This window comes from Kitasatospora sp. NPDC056184, assembly GCF_042268405.1.
Classification (GTDB): Bacteria; Actinomycetota; Actinomycetes; order Streptomycetales; family Streptomycetaceae; genus Kitasatospora.
This window is the reverse complement of sequence record NZ_JBHJUI010000017.1, coordinates 82,764-97,954: the sequence shown is the minus strand read 5'-3', so window position 1 is coordinate 97,954 and position 15,191 is coordinate 82,764. Positions and strand designations below refer to the sequence as shown.

Here is a 15,191-nt window from a genome sequence, read left to right as displayed (position 1 = left end):
GCCGTCAGGTCCCGGCCGCCGCCTCCGCGGCACGGCCCGGCCCGGCCGGCTCGCCGGTCGCCTCGGCGTGCACCTCGACCGTCGTCTCGACCGCGACCACCACGGCCTCGCCCGACCGCTGCCCGGCCCGGATCGAGTCGATCCTGGCCAGCACCTTGCCGCGCAGGTCCGCCGGGGTGTCGTCGCAGCCGCAGGAACGCTTGATCAGCGCCTTGATCGCCTGCTCCAGTCCGTACTGCCGCAGGCACGGCGAGCACTCCTCGAAGTGCACGCGCAGCTTGACGCAGTCGCCCTCGGCCATCTCGTTGTCGAGGAATTCGTAGAGGTGGTCGAGGACCTCGCCACACTCGGTGTCGTGCGGATCGCCGCAGCTCATGAGCCCGAGCCCTTCGCTTCCTGCCCTGCCCCGCTGCCGGCCGGGACCAGCCCGCGCTCACGGGCGTAGTCCTCCAGCATGCCGCGCAACTGTCGGCGGCCGCGGTGCAGCCGGGACATCACCGTACCGATGGGAGTACCCATGATGTCCGCGATCTCCTTGTACGCAAAGCCCTCGACGTCCGCGAGATAGACGGCGATGCGGAACTCCTCCGGAATGGCCTGGAGGGCGTCCTTCACATCACTGTCCGGAAGGTGGTCCAGGGCCTGGGTCTCCGCCGAGCGCAGACCCGTCGACATGTGCGACTCGGCCCGGGCCAGCTGCCAGTCCTCGATCTCCTCGGCGGCGGTGCGCTGCGGCTCCCGCTGCTTCTTGCGGTACGAGTTGATGAAGGTGTTGGTCAGGATGCGGTACAGCCACGCCTTGAGGTTGGTGCCCTCGCGGAACTGGTGGAACGACGCGTACGCCTTCGCGAACGCCTCCTGGAGGAGGTCCTCCGCGTCGGCCGGGTTGCGGGTCATCCGCAGCGCCGCCGAGTACATCGGGTCCAGGTAGCCCAGGGCGTCGCGCTCGAAGCGCTCCCGCCGGGCCTCCTCGGTCTCCTCCGCCGACACCCGGAAGGTGTCCTCACCGATCGCCTCGGCCAGCTCCTCACCGGTGAGCGCCCCGCCCGCGGGCAGGCCCTCCTCCGGGCCCCGGCCCGGTTCGGTCTCGTGCTCGGTCCCGACGACCGGACCCACCTCCTCGGCATGACGGTCGCGGCCCACGGCAGGCCGCCCCGAAAGCGAGGATATCGGGCCGACGGACTTCTCGCTCCCGACAACCCAGTCCGACCAGGAGGGAGTGAACGCCGACGCGGCCTCGCGCTCCTCCGGCCGCTCGGGGCACGCGATCGAACCCATCTGCCCTGCCTTCCACGGGACTCCGACTGACGACCGTGTCAACCACGGCGGCCCCGCGTGCATTCCCGGCCCCCGGTGGCCCGGCTCACACCACCCGCAGCACCCAGTCCCCGACCGCCGAGACGATCAGGTCCAGCAGCTCCCGCTGCCCCGTCACCGACCGCTTCGGCACCTCGAACCCGTGGTTGCCGGCCGGCAGCGCCACCAGCCCGTGCGAGGCCGGCAGCTCCGGGAACTCCGCCGGCCCGCCGAACGGGTCCTTCGCCCCCTGCACCACCAGCGTCGGCAGCCCCGAGCCGAGCAGCTCCTCGGCCCGGCTCCGCTCCGGCTTCCCCGGCGGGTGCAGCGGGAACGCCAGCGCCAGCACCCCCACCGCCCCGCTCGCCGCCCCGGTCCGGCAGGCCACCCGGGCCCCGGCGCTGCGCCCGCCCACCACCAGCGGCAGGCCCGGGCCGGCCAGCCGCTCGGCCACCGGCAGCCAGCCCGCGTCCAGCGTCCGCGGCGCGGGCGCCACCTTCTTCCCCGCCACCCGCCAGGGCTGCTCCACCAGCGCCACCGACACCCCGCGGGCCGGCAGGGCCGCGGCCAGCGCCGCCAGGTCCCGCGCCTCGATCCCGCCGCCGGCGCCGTGCCCCAGCGCCAGCACCGCCCGCGGCGCGGCCGCCGGGTGCAGGGTGATCCGGGCGTCCCCGGCGGGCGTGGGCACCGACTCCGTGGTCACGGCGGCGGGCTCCCGGTCGGCGGGCTCCTCGACGGGCTCGTCGGCGGTCATGGCGGTGGTCCTCTCGGCGGCGGACGACGGTCAGAACAGGGTGGTCTCGTACTCGGCCTCGGTGTGGGGCTCGGTCAGCCCGGCGTGGTTGTTGCGGATGCTGCCGACCTCCGGCGAGACCGGCACCACCCGCAGCGCGCCCGGCGGCGGCGCTATCAGCAGCCGCCGCAGCTCCTCGGACCCGCCGTCGTCCAGCCCCGGGTCCAGCCACGCGTCGAACGACCCCGGGTCCAGGAACAGCGGCATCCGCTCGTGGATCGGCGCCAGCAGCTCCTCGGCCTCGGTCGTCACCACCGTGAACGTCACCAGCCAGCCCTCCGGGTGGTCCGAGGGCACCGCCCGGTTGCGCCAGAACTCGTACAGCCCCGCCAGCGCCAGCGGCGCGCCGTCCGCCCGGGACACGAAGAACGGCTTCTTCCGCGCCTTCCCCCGCTCCCCCGGCACCGTCTGCCACTCGTAGTAGCCGTCCACCGGCAGCACGCACCGGCGCGAGGCGAACGCCTGCCGGTACGCCGGCTTCTCGTGCACCGTGTCCGCCCGGGCGTTGATCATCTTCACCGCCGTCTCCGGCGACCCCGCCCACTGCGGCACCAGCCCCCAGCGCAGCACCCGCAGCTGGCGCACCGGCCCCGGAGCGCCCTTCGCCAGGCGCTCCAGCACCACGAAGGCGCTCTGCGTCGGCGCGACGTTCCAGCTCGGGTCCAGCGTCTCGGCCGGATCCCACTGCTGGACGCCGAACAGCTCGACGATGTCCTCGGGCCGGGTACTCGCGGCGAAGCGACCACACATACCGTCAGCTTGCCACGGCCCCGACCGCCCCCGTCCCCCGGCCGCCGCGCAGAACCACCCGGCCCCCGCCCGCCGTCCTCCCCATGGCAGGCTGCCACCCCGGAAGGGACGGCCGAGACGAGGCGGAGGAGACCCATGGACGCCAGGACCCTCGACGAGCTGTGGACCGCCGTCACCGGCACCCAGCCCGCCCCGCCCGGCTGGCTCGTCCTCGCCACCGGCGCCGCCGCGCTGCTCACCGTCCTCGCCCGCCCGCTGTGGCTGGTCGCCCGGGGCGCCGTCACCATCGCCCACGAGGGCGGCCACGGCCTCGCCGCCCTCGCCACCCGCCGCAGGCTCGACGGCATTCGGCTGCACTCCGACACCTCCGGCCTCACCCTCACCTACGGCCGCCCCACCGGCCCCGGCATGGTCCTCGTCTCCGCCGCCGGCTACACCACCCCCGCCCTGCTCGGCCTCGGCTGCGCCGCCCTGCTCGCCGCCGACCGGATCACCCTGCTGCTGTGGCTCGCGATCGCCCTGCTGCTCGCCCTGATCGTCCGGGTCCGCAACGCCTTCGGCTTCCTCGTGGTGCTGCTCGCCGGCGGCGCCTTCTTCCTCGTCTCCTGGTTCGGCTCCCCCGAGGTCCAGGCCGGCTTCGCCTACCTCGGCACCTGGTTCCTGCTCCTCGGCGCCGTCCGCCCGGTCCTCGAACTCCAGCAGCAGCGCCGGTACGGCCAGGGCGGCGACTCCGACGCCGACCAGCTCGCCCGCCTCACCGGCATCCCCGGCCTCGCCTGGACCACCCTGTTCCTCGTCGTCGCCCTCGCCGCCCTCGCCCTCGGCGCGAGCTGGCTGCTGCGCCCCCTCTGACGGCTCCCGCGCGCCACCGCACCGCGCCCCGCACCCCGGCCCGTACCCCGCCCCGGCCACCGCCCGGCCCCCGCATCGGAGGCGAACGGGCGAGCCGCGGCACGGCCCCTAGACTTGGGCCCATGACCGAGACCCTGTGGCCCGCTCCCGTCGCGACCACCCCCGTGGACGCCACCGTCACCATCCCCGGCTCCAAGTCGGTCACCAACCGGGCCCTGGTGCTGGCGGCACTCGCCGACGGCCCCGGCTGGGTCCGCCGCCCACTGCGCAGCCGCGACTCCCAGCTGATGGCCGACGGCCTGCGCGCGCTCGGCGTCACCATCGAGGAGCAGGTCAACAACGACACCGGCGGCACCGGCGGCGGCGAGGCCTGGCGGGTCATCCCGGCCCCCGTGCTGCGCGGCCCCGCCTCGGTCGACGTCGGCAACGCCGGCACGGTCATGCGCTTCCTGCCCCCGCTCGCCGTCCTCGCCGACGGCCCGGTCCACTTCGACGGCGACCCGCGCAGCCACGAGCGCCCCCAGCACGGCGTCATCGACGCCCTGCGGGTGCTCGGCGCCCGGATCGACGACGACGGGCGCGGCACCTTCCCGCTCACCGTGCACGGCACCGGCGCCCTCGACGGCGGCACCGTCGAACTCGACGCCTCCGCCTCCTCCCAGTTCGTCTCCGCCCTGCTGCTCTCCGGCGCCCGCTACAACAACGGCGTCGAGGTCCGGCACGTCGGCGGACCCGTCCCCTCGCTGCCGCACATCCGGATGACCGTCGACATGCTGCGCCTGGCCGGCGTCCAGGTCGACGCGCCCGGGGACGGCGGCGAGAAGGACGTCTGGCGGGTCACCCCCGGCGCTCTGCTCGGCCGCGACCTGGTCGTCGAGCCCGACCTCTCCAACGCCGCGCCGTTCTTCGCCGCCGCCCTGGTCACCGGCGGCCAGGTCACCGTGCGCGACTGGCCGAAGCACACCACCCAGCCCGGCGACCAGCTGCGCGACCTCTACACCCGGATGGGCGGCAGCTGTACGTTCACCGACGAGGGCCTGCGCTTCACCGGCACCGGCCGGATCCACGGCATCGAGGCCGACCTGCACGACGTCGGCGAGCTCACCCCGGTGATCGCCGCGGTCGCCGCCCTCGCCGACTCCGAGTCCCACCTCTACGGCATCGCCCACCTGCGGCTGCACGAGACCGACCGGCTGGCCGCCCTCGCCAAGGAGATCAACGGCCTCGGCGGCGACGTCAGCGAGACCGAGGACGGCCTGCGGATCCGCCCGCGCAAGCTGACCGGCGGCGTCTTCCACACCTACGAGGACCACCGGCTGGCCACCGCCGCCGCGGTGATCGGCCTCGCCGTGCCCGGCGTCCAGGTGGAGAACGTGGCCACCACCGCGAAGACCCTGCCGGACTTCCCCGCCATGTGGGACGACTTGCTCGCCGGACCGGTGGCGGGCGGCTGAGCGGGGGACTGGGCACATGCGCCGCTACGGCAAGGACGCCGACGAGGACGACATCCGCAACCGCCCCGCGCGCCGGGGCTCCCGGCCGCGGACCCGGATCCGGCCCAAGCACGAGGACGCCGCCGAGGCGATGGTGCTCACCGTCGACCGCGGCCGGCTGACCTGCCTGGTCGACCCGGGGACCAAGCAGGAGCACGAGGTCGTCGCCATGAAGGCCCGCGAGCTGGGCCGCAAGGGCGTCGTCGTCGGCGACACGGTCTCACTGGTCGGCGACCTCTCCGGGGACGCCGACACCCTGGCCAGGATCGTCCGGGTCGAGGAGCGCGCCTCGGTGCTGCGGCGCACCGCGGACGACGACGACCCCTACGAGCGGATCGTCGTCGCCAACGCCGAGCAGCTCGCCATCGTCACCGCGCTGGCCGACCCGGAGCCGCGGCCCCGGCTGATCGACCGCTGCCTGGTCGCCGCCTACGACGCGGGCATGGAGCCGCTGCTCGTCCTCACCAAGGCCGACCTGGCCCCGGCCGCGCCGATGCTGGAGTCCTACGCGCCGCTCGGCATCCAGTACGTCGTCACCCGCCGCGACGAGCTGGAGACCACCGGCGCGGAGGCCGTCCGCGAGCACCTGCGCGGTCTGCGCACCGTGTTCATCGGCCACTCCGGCGTCGGCAAGACCACCCTGGTCAACGCCCTCGTCCCGGAGCGGCAGCGGACCACCGGCCAGGTCAACGCCGTCACCGGCCGCGGCCGGCACACCACCGTCTCCGCGCTCGCGCTGCGGCTGCCGCCGCCGCCCGGCGCCAAGCCGGGCTCGAAGAAGGCGCTGAACGCCGGCTGGGTGATCGACACGCCCGGTTTCCGCTCGTTCGGCCTGTCGCACATCGACCCGTCCCGGGTCATCCACGCCTTCCCCGACCTGGAGCCCGGCACCGAGGACTGCCCGCGCGCGTGCAGCCACGACGAGCCGGACTGCGCGCTGGACGCCTGGGTGGCCGACGGCCACGCCGACCCGGCGCGGCTCTACTCGCTGCGCCGCCTGCTGGCCAGCAAGGAGGCGCGCGAGGGCGACTGACCGCCGCCGCCGCACCGGTTTCGGCATTCGAGGTGTCGGACCGCCCTCTCGTGGTGATCATAGGAAAGTCGGGCCGGTTCACGGCCCGGTCCACCGACCGATCCCGCCGACCGACAGGGAGAGCACGCGATGGCATGGGCCCTGGTGATCCTGGCCGGCCTGCTGGAGACCGGCTTCGCGATCAACCTCAAGCTCAGCGAGGGCTTCACCAAGCTCTGGCCCACCATCAGCTTCTGCGTCTTCGCCCTCGGGAGCTTCGGCCTGCTGACCCTCTCCCTGAAGACCCTCCCGGTCGGCCCCGCCTACGCGGTGTGGACCGGCATCGGCGCCGCCGGAACCGCCATCTACGGCATGCTCTTCCTCGGCGAGTCCAGCTCGGTGCTCAAGCTCGTCTCGATCTCCCTGGTCATCGCCGGGGTCATCGGCCTCCAGCTCAGCGGATCCGCCCACTGAGCCGAGCCGCCCGGCGGGCGGATCCACCCGTCGGGCGGAGCGGAGCGCTAGGGTTTCGACCATGGCCGACTACCACGACGACCTCCGACTCGCCCATGTCCTCGCCGACTCGGCCGACTCGGTCACCCTGGAGCGTTTCAAGGCGCTCGACCTGCGGATCGAGACCAAGCCCGACCTCACCCCCGTCAGCGACGCCGACAAGGCCGCCGAGGAGCTGGTGCGCGGCGTCCTGCAGCGGGCCCGCCCGCGCGACGCGGTGCTCGGCGAGGAGTTCGGCCTGCAGGGCTCGGGTCCGCGCCGCTGGGTGATCGACCCGATCGACGGCACCAAGAACTACATCCGCGGCGTCCCGGTCTGGGCCACCCTGATCGCGCTGATGGAGGACGGCCCGGACGGCGTGGAGCGCCCCGTCGTCGGCATGGTCTCCGCCCCCGCGCTGAACCGCCGCTGGTGGGCCGCCAAGGACCTCGGCGCGTTCGCCGGCCGCAGCCTCGCCAAGGCGTCCCGGATCCGGGTCTCCGGCGTCTCGCGGATCGAGGACGCCTCCTTCTCCTACTCCTCGCTCACCGGCTGGGAGGAGCGCGGCCGCCTCGACCCGTTCCTCGACCTCACCCGGGCCTGCTGGCGCACCCGCGCCTACGGCGACTTCTGGTCGTACATGATGGTCGCCGAGGGCGCGGTGGACATCGCCGCCGAGCCGGAGCTGTCGCTGTGGGACATGGCGGCGAACTGCATCATCGTCGAGGAGGCCGGCGGCCGCTTCACCGGCCTCGACGGCGTCCCGGGCCCGGGCGGCGCCGACGCCGTCGCCTCCAACGGCGTGCTCCACGAGGAGGCGCTGCGCCGCCTGAGCGTCTGACCGCCGCGGACGTGGTGCGGGCCCCGGGTGCCGGTTCTCCAACGGCACTCGGGGCCCGCCGCTCGGCGGGGCCCCTCACCGGGCCCCGCGCCGGGGTGCGTCAGCGCTGCTTGCGCAGCTCCCGCACCGCCGTCTCCAGCCGCTGACCGAAGTCCGCGTCGGCCCGGCGGAAGTTGCCCACCGCGCGCTCGACGATGTCCTCGCGGTCGGCGGAGACCTTGGCGATGAAGCCGGACAGGTTGCCGATCAGCCGCTGCTTCTCGTCCTCGCCCAGCAGCCGGTAGAGGTCGCCGGCCTGCACGAAGTCGTTGTCCTCGGCGTGCGAGGGCGCCTCGTGGGTGCCGGTGGCACCCTCGACCGGCAGCGGCGCCCACAGCGGGCGGCCGGTCTGCACCGGGCCGCCGAAGCTGTTCGGCTCGTAGTTCTTGCGGCGTCCGTGGCGGCCGTCGTACAGGTGGCCGTCCCGGTGGTTGGTGAGCGCCTCGGTGGCGTGCGGGCGGTTGACCGGCAGGTGGTCGGCGTTGATGCCGACGCGGTAGCGGTGCGCGTCCGCGTAGGCGAACAGGCGGCCCTGCAGCATCTTGTCCGGGGACGGGCCGATGCCGGGCACGAAGTGCGACGGCGAGAAGATCGACTGCTCGACCTCGGCGAAGACGTTGTCGGGGTTGCGGTTGAGCTCCAGCTTGCCGATCTCGATCGGCGGGTAGTCCGCGTGCGGCCAGACCTTGGTCAGGTCGAACGGGTTGAAGCGGTAGTTCGCCGCGTCCGCCGCCGGCATGATCTGGACCTGCACCGTCCAGGTCGGGAACTCGCCGCGCTCGATGGACTCGCGCAGGTCGCGCTGGTGGCTGTCCGGGTCCTCGCCGGCGAGGAGGTTGGCCTCGGCCTGGGTGAGGCTCTTGACGCCCTGGTCGGTCTTGAAGTGGTACTTCACCCAGAAGTACTCGCCGGCCTCGTTCTGCCACTGGTAGGTGTGCGAGCCGTAGCCGTTCATGTGCCGGTACGAGGCCGGTATGCCGCGGTCGCCGAACAGCCAGGTCACCTGGTGGGTGGACTCCGGCGACAGGCCCCAGAAGTCCCAGACGTTGTCCGCCTCCTGCGAGCCGGTGTACGGGTCGCGCTTCTGGGTGTGGATGAAGTCCGGGAACTTGCTCGCGTCCTTGATGAAGAACACCGGGGTGTTGTTGCCGACGAGGTCGTAGTTGCCCTCCTCGGTGTAGAACTTCAGCGCGAAGCCGCGCGGGTCGCGCACCGCGTCCGCCGCGCCGAGGTTGCCGGCGACGGTCGAGAAGCGCAGGAAGGTCTCGGTCTGCTTGCCGACCTCGGAGAGGAAGGCGGCCCGGGTGTACGCGGTGACGTCCGCGGTCACGGTGAAGGTGCCGTAGGCACCGGCGCCGCGGGCGTGCACCACGCGCTCCGGGATGCGCTCGCGGTTGAAGTGCGCGAGCTTCTCGAACAGCTGCTGGTCCTGGATCAGCGCCGGACCGCCGACACCGGCGGTCTCGGTGTTCTGGTTGTCGGCGACGGGGGCACCCGCCTCCGTGGTGAGGGTGGGGCGCAGCTCGTCCTGGGTAGTCATGTGAGGGGCCTCCGCGTGATCCGGTCGTGACGAACCGATCCTAACTTGGACTTTGTCTAAGTCAACACTGGAACCAGACTCGGCGTGTCACTTACCCTGATCCCATGAGCGACCTGCTGGAGAGACTGCGCGGACGTGGATGGCGGCTGACCTCGCAGCGCCGGGTCGTGGCCGAGGTCCTCGACGGCGAGCACGTCCACCTGACCGCCGACGAGGTGCACTCCCGCGCGGTCGAGCGCCTGCCCGAGATCAGCCGCGCCACCGTCTACAACACCCTCGGCGAACTCGTCGGCCTGGGCGAGGTGTTGGAGGTCGCCACGGACGGCCGCGCCAAGCGCTACGACCCCAACGCCCACCACGCGCACCAGCACCTGGTCTGCTACGGCTGCGGCGCCATCCGCGACGTCCACCCGCAGGGCGACCCGCTGGCCGCGCTGCCCGACGCCGAGCGGTTCGGCTTCACCCTCTCCGGCGCCGAGATCACCTACCGCGGCCTGTGTCCGGACTGCTCCGCCGCCACCGCCTGAACCTTCCCGGCGCGCGCGACGCGGCGCACGCCGCGGCCCACGGCCGCGCGCCCGGTTACGCGCTGAGTTCCGCGTGCAGCGCGCCCAGCAGCCGGCCCGCCCGCTCGGCGACCTCCGCCGGACCGTAGTCCGCGGCCCGCCGGCACCAGCCCTCCGCCAGCACCGGCTCCCCCCGCCGCAGCGCCAGCAGCGCCAGCCGCAGCGCCGCCCGCCCGTGCCCGGCGTCCGCCGCCCGGGTGTACCAGAGCATCGCCTCGGCCTCGCTGTCCTGCCGGGCCAGCAGCAGCCCCAGGTTGAACGCGGCACTGCGGCTGCCGGCCTCCGCCGCCCGCCGGTACCAGCTCTCGGCGATCTCCAGCGCCCCCCGCTCGGCCGCCCGCACCCCCATCCGCACCTGCGCCCGGCGATGCCCGGCGTCCGCCGCCACCGCGTACCAGTGCTCGGCCTCCGCGTCCGCGTCCCCGCGCCGGTCCAGCACCGAGGCCAGCCGGAACGCGCCCTCCGCCGATCCGCCCGCCGCCGCCTGCCGGTAGCGCTCCAGCGCGCCCGCCGCGTTGCCGCGCTGCTCCTGCACCACCGCCAGCTGCAGCGCCGCCTCGCCGTGCCCCTCCGCGGCGGCGCGCGCGTACCACTCCTGGGCCTGCCGGTGCTCGCCGCGCCCGGCGTGCAGCACGCCCAGGTTGAACGCGCCATCCACGCTGCCGGCCTCGGCGGCCTTGGAGAACCACGGCTCGGCGCCCGACTCGTCGCCGCGCTGCAGCAGCACCACGGCCAGCGCGTTGCACGCCTCCCGGTGCCCGGCATACGCGGCCCGGCGGTACCACTGCTCGGCCTGCTGGTCGCGGCCCGCCCCGGCGCACAGCAGGCCCAGGTTGAACGCGCCGTTCTGGTCGCCGGCCTCCAGCGCGCCGCGGTACCAGCGCTCGGCCTCGGCCGCCTCGCCGCGCGAGGCGTGCAGCGCGCCCAGCGCGTTGGCCGCGTTGCCGTCGCCGGCCTCGGCCGCCTCCTGCCACCACTCGGCGGCCGAGGCGAGGTCCCCGCCGTCGCGCAGCAGGTAGCCCAGCGCGCACGCGGCCCGCGGCTCGCCGTTCTGCGCCGACTGGCGGTACCAGCGGGCCGCCTCGTCCAGCAGCGACTGCTCCCCGCCGGCCCGGTCCTCCAGCAGCACGCCCAGGCGCAGCGCGGCGCGGGCGTGGCTGCGGGCGGCCGCGATCCGGTACCAGGCCTCGGCGGTCTCCTTGTCCCCGGCGGCCTCGCGCATCCGGGCCAGCCGGTAGGCGGCCTCGCGGTGCCCGGCGTCCGCGGACACCTTGAACCAGCGCTCGGCGCGCACGTCCCGGCGGTGCTCCATGAGGTCGCCCAGCGCGTAGGCGCCCAGCGGGTGGCCGTGGTCGGCGGCGAAGTGCAGCCAGTACTCGGCGGCCTCCTCCTCGCCCTGGTCGCGCAGTTGCAGGCCGAGCGCGTGGGCGGCGGGCGCGCTGCCGGCCACCGCGGCCTGGCGCCACCACTGGGCGGCCTCGGCCCGGTGGCCGCGCTGGTGCAGCAGCACGCCCAGGTTGTTGGCGGCGGCGCGCAGCCCGGCGGCGGCGGCGCCGCGCAGGTACGGCTCGGCGTCCTCCAGGTCCCCGCGGCGCAGCAGCAGGGTGCCCAGCCGGGCGGCGGCGTCCGGGTCGCCGTCGTCGGCGGCGCGCCGGTGCCGGGCCTCCAGGGCGGCCTGCTCGCGCGCGGCCAGTGCGGTCTCGAAGCTCGCCGAGTCGAAGCCGGTGTCGCTCTCGACGCCGGGGCCCGGGGGGCCGTCGGACGAGGCGCCGCGGGGAACGGGCGCGGCGGCCAGGCCGCCGGCCGGGACGTGCACCAGGGAGTCCGGGCCCCAGCCGCCGCCGGGACGGCGCTCGGCCAGTCCGCTGGTGCGCTGGGAGGGCAGGGCGCCGGGCCGCCGTTCGGGGCTCTCCGCCCAGGCCTCGGTGTCCGACTCGGTGGTCGCCGCCGGCTTCGCCCCTGCCCCGTTCCTGCCGATCAGCCTCATGCCGACTCCCACTCCCCCCGAGTGTCGCGGCGTCGTCCTCCGGCCCGGGGCCGGGGGGACCCCACGGGGAGCCCGCGGACCCGACGGCCGGTCAGCAGCCGGGCGGCGTCCCCCATGTGTCCCATCGTCGCATCACCCGCAACCCGCGTACACCTGCCCCGGCCGATTTCGGCGGGGCGGACCCGAAGCCGACGAAATTGCTTCGGCGCTTTGTCGACTTCCCGACTCTTGGCCTCCACAAACCCCGCTGCCGTCGTCCTTGGCGACGCTCGATGGTACCGGAGCGCCCCCACCCGTCCGCGCGCGCAAACACCGAAGGCCCGGAGGAAGAATCCTCCGGGCCTTCGGGCTACTGAGTAGCGGGGACAGGATTTGAACCTGCGACCTCTGGGTTATGAGCCCAGCGAGCTACCGAGCTGCTCCACCCCGCGTCGTTGTGGTTGAACCATAGCACGGGCGCGGGGTGGAGCGGAAATCGGTTACCGCGGGATCGCCGCAGCTCAGGGGCTGCCGCTCGGTGCGGGCGAGGCCGCTCCGGTGGCCGGCGGGGTGGCGGGCGGGGTCGCCGGTGCCGTTCCCGTCGGCGTCGGGGCCGGGGTGATCCCGGCCTTCTGCTCGGCCGCCTCGACCGCCTTGAGCGCGTCGTTGAGCGCCTTCTGGGCCTGGCCCCAGGCCACCCAGTCGCCGTTCTTGAACGCGGCCTGGCTGTCGTTGTTGGCCTTCACCGCGTCCGCGATCGCCTTCTGCAGCTCCGGCGTCACCGTGCCGCCCGGCGTCGGGGTGGTCGGCGTGGTGGGCGTGGTGGGCGTCGTCGGAGCGGTCGGCGTGGTGCCGGGCGCCGTGGGCGTGGCCGGCGCACCGGTCACCGCGCCGCCGAGCACCTTGGCCAGCGCCTTCTCCAGGTTGTCCTCCACCGCGACGACCGCGTTCTCGTTCCCGTACGTCGCCAGCACCTTCTTCAGCACCGGCACCTTGGCGCTGCGGCCGATGAGGTAGACCGGCTCGACGTTCAGCAGGCCGCCGCCGACCGGCAGGGTCAGCAGGTTGCCGTACTCGATGTCGGAGTCGGTGCCGGTCTTCAGCAGGGTCAGCTGGTTGGCGACCAGCGGGTCCGAGTTGAACTTCGCCTGCACCTGCTTGGGGCCCAGCGCCCCCGCACCGGTCGGGATCTTGGCGATCCGGATCTTCCCGTAGTCCGGGCCCGGGTCGGCGCTGACCGACATGAACGCGGCCAGGTTGTCCCGGCCCTGCGGGGCGAAGGTCGTGGTGAGCGAGAACGACGCCTCCTTCGCGTCCGGCATCCGGACGGTCAGGTAGTACGGCGGCTGCACCTCGTTGCTGTTGGTGGTCGGGTCGGTCGGCACCTGCCAGATGTCCGTGCCGTTGAAGAAGCCGCCGGCGTCGGTCATGTGGTACTCGGCGAGCAGGTCGCGCTGCACCTTGAACATGTCCTGCGGGTAGCGCAGGTGGGGTGCCAGCTCCGACGGGATGTCGGCCTTGGCCTTCACCGTGCCCGGGAACGCCTTCATCCAGGTCTTCAGCACCGGGTCGGTCTCGTCCCACTGGTAGAGCGTCACCTCGCCGGTGTACGCGTCCACGGTGGCCTTGACCGAGTTGCGGATGTAGTTGACCTGGTTCGCGGCGGTCAGCAGCTCACCGCGCTGGTTGGTCAGCGAGTCCTTGGTGACGTCGCCCAGCGTCGTCTTCGACGAGAACGGGTAGCCGTCCGAGGTGGTGTAGCCGTCCAGCACCCACACCACCCGGCCGTTCTCCACCACCGGGTACGGGTCGGCGTCGATCGACAGCCACGGCGCGACCTTCTCGACCCGCTCCTTGGGCGTGCGGTCGTAGATGATCTTCGCGCCGTCCCGGATCGCGCTGGAGTAGAGGATCTGCGGCTCGGCGAACTTCACCGCGTACGCGGCCCGGGTCAGCGGGTTGCCCAGCCCGACACCGCTGTCGCCGTCGTAGGAGAAGTGCACCGGGGTGCCGTCCTCCGCGGTGTAGTCGATGTCCTGGTAGCCGCCGCCGACGATCGAGTACGTCGAGGTCTTCTCGCCGTAGTAGATCCGCTGCTGGTAGTCGCCGAACGCGCCCTTGGTCGGCAGCGCCGACTCGGTGTAGACCGGGTTGCCGTTGGCGTCCACCTGGTTGCCCTTGGCCGCGATCACGCCGTAGCCGTGGGTGTAGTTGAAGTGGTCGTTGATCCAGTTCCGCTGGATGCCGTTCAGGTCCAGCTCGCGCACGCCCAGCACGGTGTCCTGGTCGCCGTAGCGGTCCACGTCCAGCGACTTGGGGAACGCGTAGTACTTGCGCAGCGCCTCGTTCTGCTGGAACGTCGGGCCGACCACGTTCGGGTCCAGCAGCCGGATGTCCGAGATGGTCTGCGCGTCCGGCTTCAGCGCGTCCGCGTTGGTCCCGTTCGCCGGCTCGTACTGCACGACCTGGCTGTCGGCGATCCCGTACGCCTCACGCGTCGCGTCGATGTTCTTCTGGATGTACGGCGTCTCCTTGGCCTGCTCGTTCGGCTTGACCTGGAACTGCTGCACGATCGCCGGGTACACCCCGCCGATCAGCACCGCCGACAGCACCATCAGCCCCAGCCCGATCAGGGCCGGCGCCCAGGTGCGGCGCACCGGGGTCAGGAAGAACAGCACCGCGCAGATCACCGCGACGAAGAACAGGATCGTCTTCGCCGGCAGGAACGCGTTGGCGTCCACGTACCGCAGGCCCGTCCAGCCGGACACGCCCTTGTAGGAGCCGGTCTTCACCGCCAGCGCGTACCGGTCCAGCCAGTACGCCACCGCCTTCAGCAGCACGAACACGCCCAGCAGCACCGCCAGGTGCCCCTGCGCGCCGACGCTCGCCCGGCGGCCCGGCCCCTGCAGCCGCAGGCCCCCGTACAGGTAGTGCACCATCACCGAGGTCAGCAGCGAGACGATCACCGCGCTGAACGCGAAGCCCAGCAGGAACTCGTAGAACGGCAGGTCGAAGGCGTAGAACGAGACGTCCTTGCCGAACTGCGGGTCCTTCGTGCCGAACGGCGTCCCGTTCGTCCACAGCAGCCAGGTCCGCCACTGCCCCGAGGCCGCGGCACCCGCCACCAGCCCGATCACCAGCGACACCCCGAGCAGCACCCAGCGCTTGAACGGCGCCAGGCCCGAGCGGTAGCGGTCCAGGCTCTGCTGCTCCACCGACATCGCCGACAGCGGCGGCCGCAGCCGGTGCGCCAGCCACACGTTGAAGCCGACGATCACCGCCATCAGCAGGCCGAACACCGCGAACAGGCCGATCTTCGTCCACAGTTGGGTGGTGAAGACCGACGAGTAGTGCACCGACCTGAACCAGAGCCAGTCCGTCCAGAACCCGGCGAACATGACGAAGAGCAGGAACAGCACCGCGAGCACGCCCAGGGTCAGCAGGCCCACCCGCGCCCGCCGGGAGGGCGGTCCTCCTCTTCGCCGGAACCCCGGTCCTGAGCGTTCCGGCATCTGGAATACCACGGTGGCACCTCAGCTGTGTCGTCGTGT

The 15,191-nt window shown here is 73.4% G+C and carries 13 protein-coding genes and 1 tRNA gene; 6 read left to right on the top strand and 8 right to left on the bottom strand.

The window, feature by feature from the left end:
• Nucleotides 1-4 precede the first annotated feature (4 nt).
• From rsrA to ACFC0B_RS28820, 4 genes are all read right to left on the bottom strand, one after another.
• Nucleotides 5-376: a mycothiol system anti-sigma-R factor gene (rsrA, locus tag ACFC0B_RS28835; RefSeq protein ID WP_376091974.1), complete on the bottom strand. Its 372-nt coding sequence runs from the start codon at nt 374-376 to the stop codon at nt 5-7.
• Nucleotides 373-1,116, bottom strand: a complete 744-nt coding sequence (locus ACFC0B_RS28830) for a sigma-70 family RNA polymerase sigma factor (RefSeq protein WP_376091971.1) — start codon at nt 1,114-1,116, stop codon at nt 373-375. The genes rsrA and ACFC0B_RS28830 overlap by 4 nt, the downstream gene beginning before the upstream one ends.
• A gap of 247 nt (nt 1,117-1,363) precedes the next feature.
• Nucleotides 1,364-2,050, bottom strand: coding sequence for an alpha/beta family hydrolase (locus tag ACFC0B_RS28825; RefSeq protein ID WP_376091968.1), 687 nt, complete (start codon nt 2,048-2,050; stop codon nt 1,364-1,366).
• A gap of 30 nt (nt 2,051-2,080) precedes the next feature.
• Nucleotides 2,081-2,839: an SOS response-associated peptidase gene (locus ACFC0B_RS28820; protein WP_376091965.1), complete on the bottom strand. Its 759-nt coding sequence runs from the start codon at nt 2,837-2,839 to the stop codon at nt 2,081-2,083.
• Nucleotides 2,840-2,974: 135 nt separating this feature from the next.
• Here ACFC0B_RS28820 and ACFC0B_RS28815 point away from each other — a divergent pair, with 135 nt between their 5' ends.
• The 5 genes from ACFC0B_RS28815 to hisN all read left to right on the top strand — a co-directional run bounded on the left by ACFC0B_RS28815 (nt 2,975) and on the right by hisN (nt 7,529).
• The gene (locus ACFC0B_RS28815) at nt 2,975-3,691 is read left to right on the top strand and encodes a M50 family metallopeptidase (protein ID WP_376091962.1); all 717 of its coding nucleotides are present in this window, start codon (nt 2,975-2,977) and stop codon (nt 3,689-3,691) included.
• 122 nt (nt 3,692-3,813) lie between these two features.
• Nucleotides 3,814-5,145 (top strand): 3-phosphoshikimate 1-carboxyvinyltransferase, encoded by a 1,332-nt coding sequence (gene aroA / locus ACFC0B_RS28810; RefSeq protein WP_376091959.1) that lies wholly within the window; start codon nt 3,814-3,816, stop codon nt 5,143-5,145.
• 16 nt (nt 5,146-5,161) lie between these two features.
• On the top strand, nt 5,162-6,217 hold the full coding sequence (gene rsgA / locus ACFC0B_RS28805; RefSeq protein WP_376091956.1) for a ribosome small subunit-dependent GTPase A: 1,056 nt from the start codon (nt 5,162-5,164) through the stop codon (nt 6,215-6,217).
• Nucleotides 6,218-6,346: 129 nt separating this feature from the next.
• On the top strand, nt 6,347-6,670 hold the full coding sequence (locus ACFC0B_RS28800) for a DMT family transporter (RefSeq protein WP_376091953.1): 324 nt from the start codon (nt 6,347-6,349) through the stop codon (nt 6,668-6,670).
• A 61-nt stretch (nt 6,671-6,731) separates the two neighbouring features.
• A complete protein-coding gene (gene hisN / locus ACFC0B_RS28795) occupies nt 6,732-7,529 on the top strand; it encodes a histidinol-phosphatase (protein WP_376091950.1) in 798 nt (265 codons plus the stop codon).
• A 100-nt stretch (nt 7,530-7,629) separates the two neighbouring features.
• On the opposite strand, the gene ACFC0B_RS28790 is transcribed toward hisN, so the two are convergent.
• Entirely contained in the window at nt 7,630-9,108 is a 1,479-nt protein-coding gene (locus ACFC0B_RS28790) for a catalase (protein WP_376091947.1), read from the bottom strand.
• A gap of 104 nt (nt 9,109-9,212) precedes the next feature.
• Between ACFC0B_RS28790 and ACFC0B_RS28785 the strand changes: the two genes are divergently transcribed.
• Entirely contained in the window at nt 9,213-9,635 is a 423-nt protein-coding gene (locus ACFC0B_RS28785) for a Fur family transcriptional regulator (RefSeq protein ID WP_376091944.1), read from the top strand.
• Between the two features lie 55 nt (nt 9,636-9,690).
• Here the strand turns inward: ACFC0B_RS28785 and ACFC0B_RS28780 are convergent, their stop codons facing one another.
• The 3 genes from ACFC0B_RS28780 to ACFC0B_RS28770 form a co-directional block, all read right to left on the bottom strand.
• Nucleotides 9,691-11,661: a sel1 repeat family protein gene (locus tag ACFC0B_RS28780; RefSeq protein WP_376091941.1), complete on the bottom strand. Its 1,971-nt coding sequence runs from the start codon at nt 11,659-11,661 to the stop codon at nt 9,691-9,693.
• Between the two features lie 357 nt (nt 11,662-12,018).
• Nucleotides 12,019-12,092 (bottom strand) — tRNA-Met (locus ACFC0B_RS28775).
• A 69-nt stretch (nt 12,093-12,161) separates the two neighbouring features.
• Nucleotides 12,162-15,152, bottom strand: a complete 2,991-nt coding sequence (locus tag ACFC0B_RS28770; RefSeq protein ID WP_376091938.1) for a UPF0182 family protein — start codon at nt 15,150-15,152, stop codon at nt 12,162-12,164.
• Nucleotides 15,153-15,191: the final 39 nt, after the last annotated feature.

Excerpts from the sequence above, each read along its gene's own strand:
- ACFC0B_RS28790 (WP_376091947.1), bottom strand. The coding sequence starts at position 9,108 with ATGACTACCCAGGACGAGCTGCGCCCCACCCTCACCACGGAGGCGGGT.
- aroA (WP_376091959.1), top strand. The coding sequence starts at position 3,814 with ATGACCGAGACCCTGTGGCCCGCTCCCGTCGCGACCACCCCCGTGGAC.
- ACFC0B_RS28820 (WP_376091965.1), bottom strand. The coding sequence starts at position 2,839 with ATGTGTGGTCGCTTCGCCGCGAGTACCCGGCCCGAGGACATCGTCGAG.
- ACFC0B_RS28770 (WP_376091938.1), bottom strand. The coding sequence starts at position 15,152 with ATGCCGGAACGCTCAGGACCGGGGTTCCGGCGAAGAGGAGGACCGCCC.
- rsgA (WP_376091956.1), top strand. The coding sequence starts at position 5,162 with ATGCGCCGCTACGGCAAGGACGCCGACGAGGACGACATCCGCAACCGC.
- ACFC0B_RS28800 (WP_376091953.1), top strand. The coding sequence starts at position 6,347 with ATGGCATGGGCCCTGGTGATCCTGGCCGGCCTGCTGGAGACCGGCTTC.
- ACFC0B_RS28785 (WP_376091944.1), top strand. The coding sequence starts at position 9,213 with ATGAGCGACCTGCTGGAGAGACTGCGCGGACGTGGATGGCGGCTGACC.
- hisN (WP_376091950.1), top strand. The coding sequence starts at position 6,732 with ATGGCCGACTACCACGACGACCTCCGACTCGCCCATGTCCTCGCCGAC.
- rsrA (WP_376091974.1), bottom strand. The coding sequence starts at position 376 with ATGAGCTGCGGCGATCCGCACGACACCGAGTGTGGCGAGGTCCTCGAC.
- ACFC0B_RS28815 (WP_376091962.1), top strand. The coding sequence starts at position 2,975 with ATGGACGCCAGGACCCTCGACGAGCTGTGGACCGCCGTCACCGGCACC.
- ACFC0B_RS28780 (WP_376091941.1), bottom strand. The coding sequence starts at position 11,661 with ATGAGGCTGATCGGCAGGAACGGGGCAGGGGCGAAGCCGGCGGCGACC.
- ACFC0B_RS28825 (WP_376091968.1), bottom strand. The coding sequence starts at position 2,050 with ATGACCGCCGACGAGCCCGTCGAGGAGCCCGCCGACCGGGAGCCCGCC.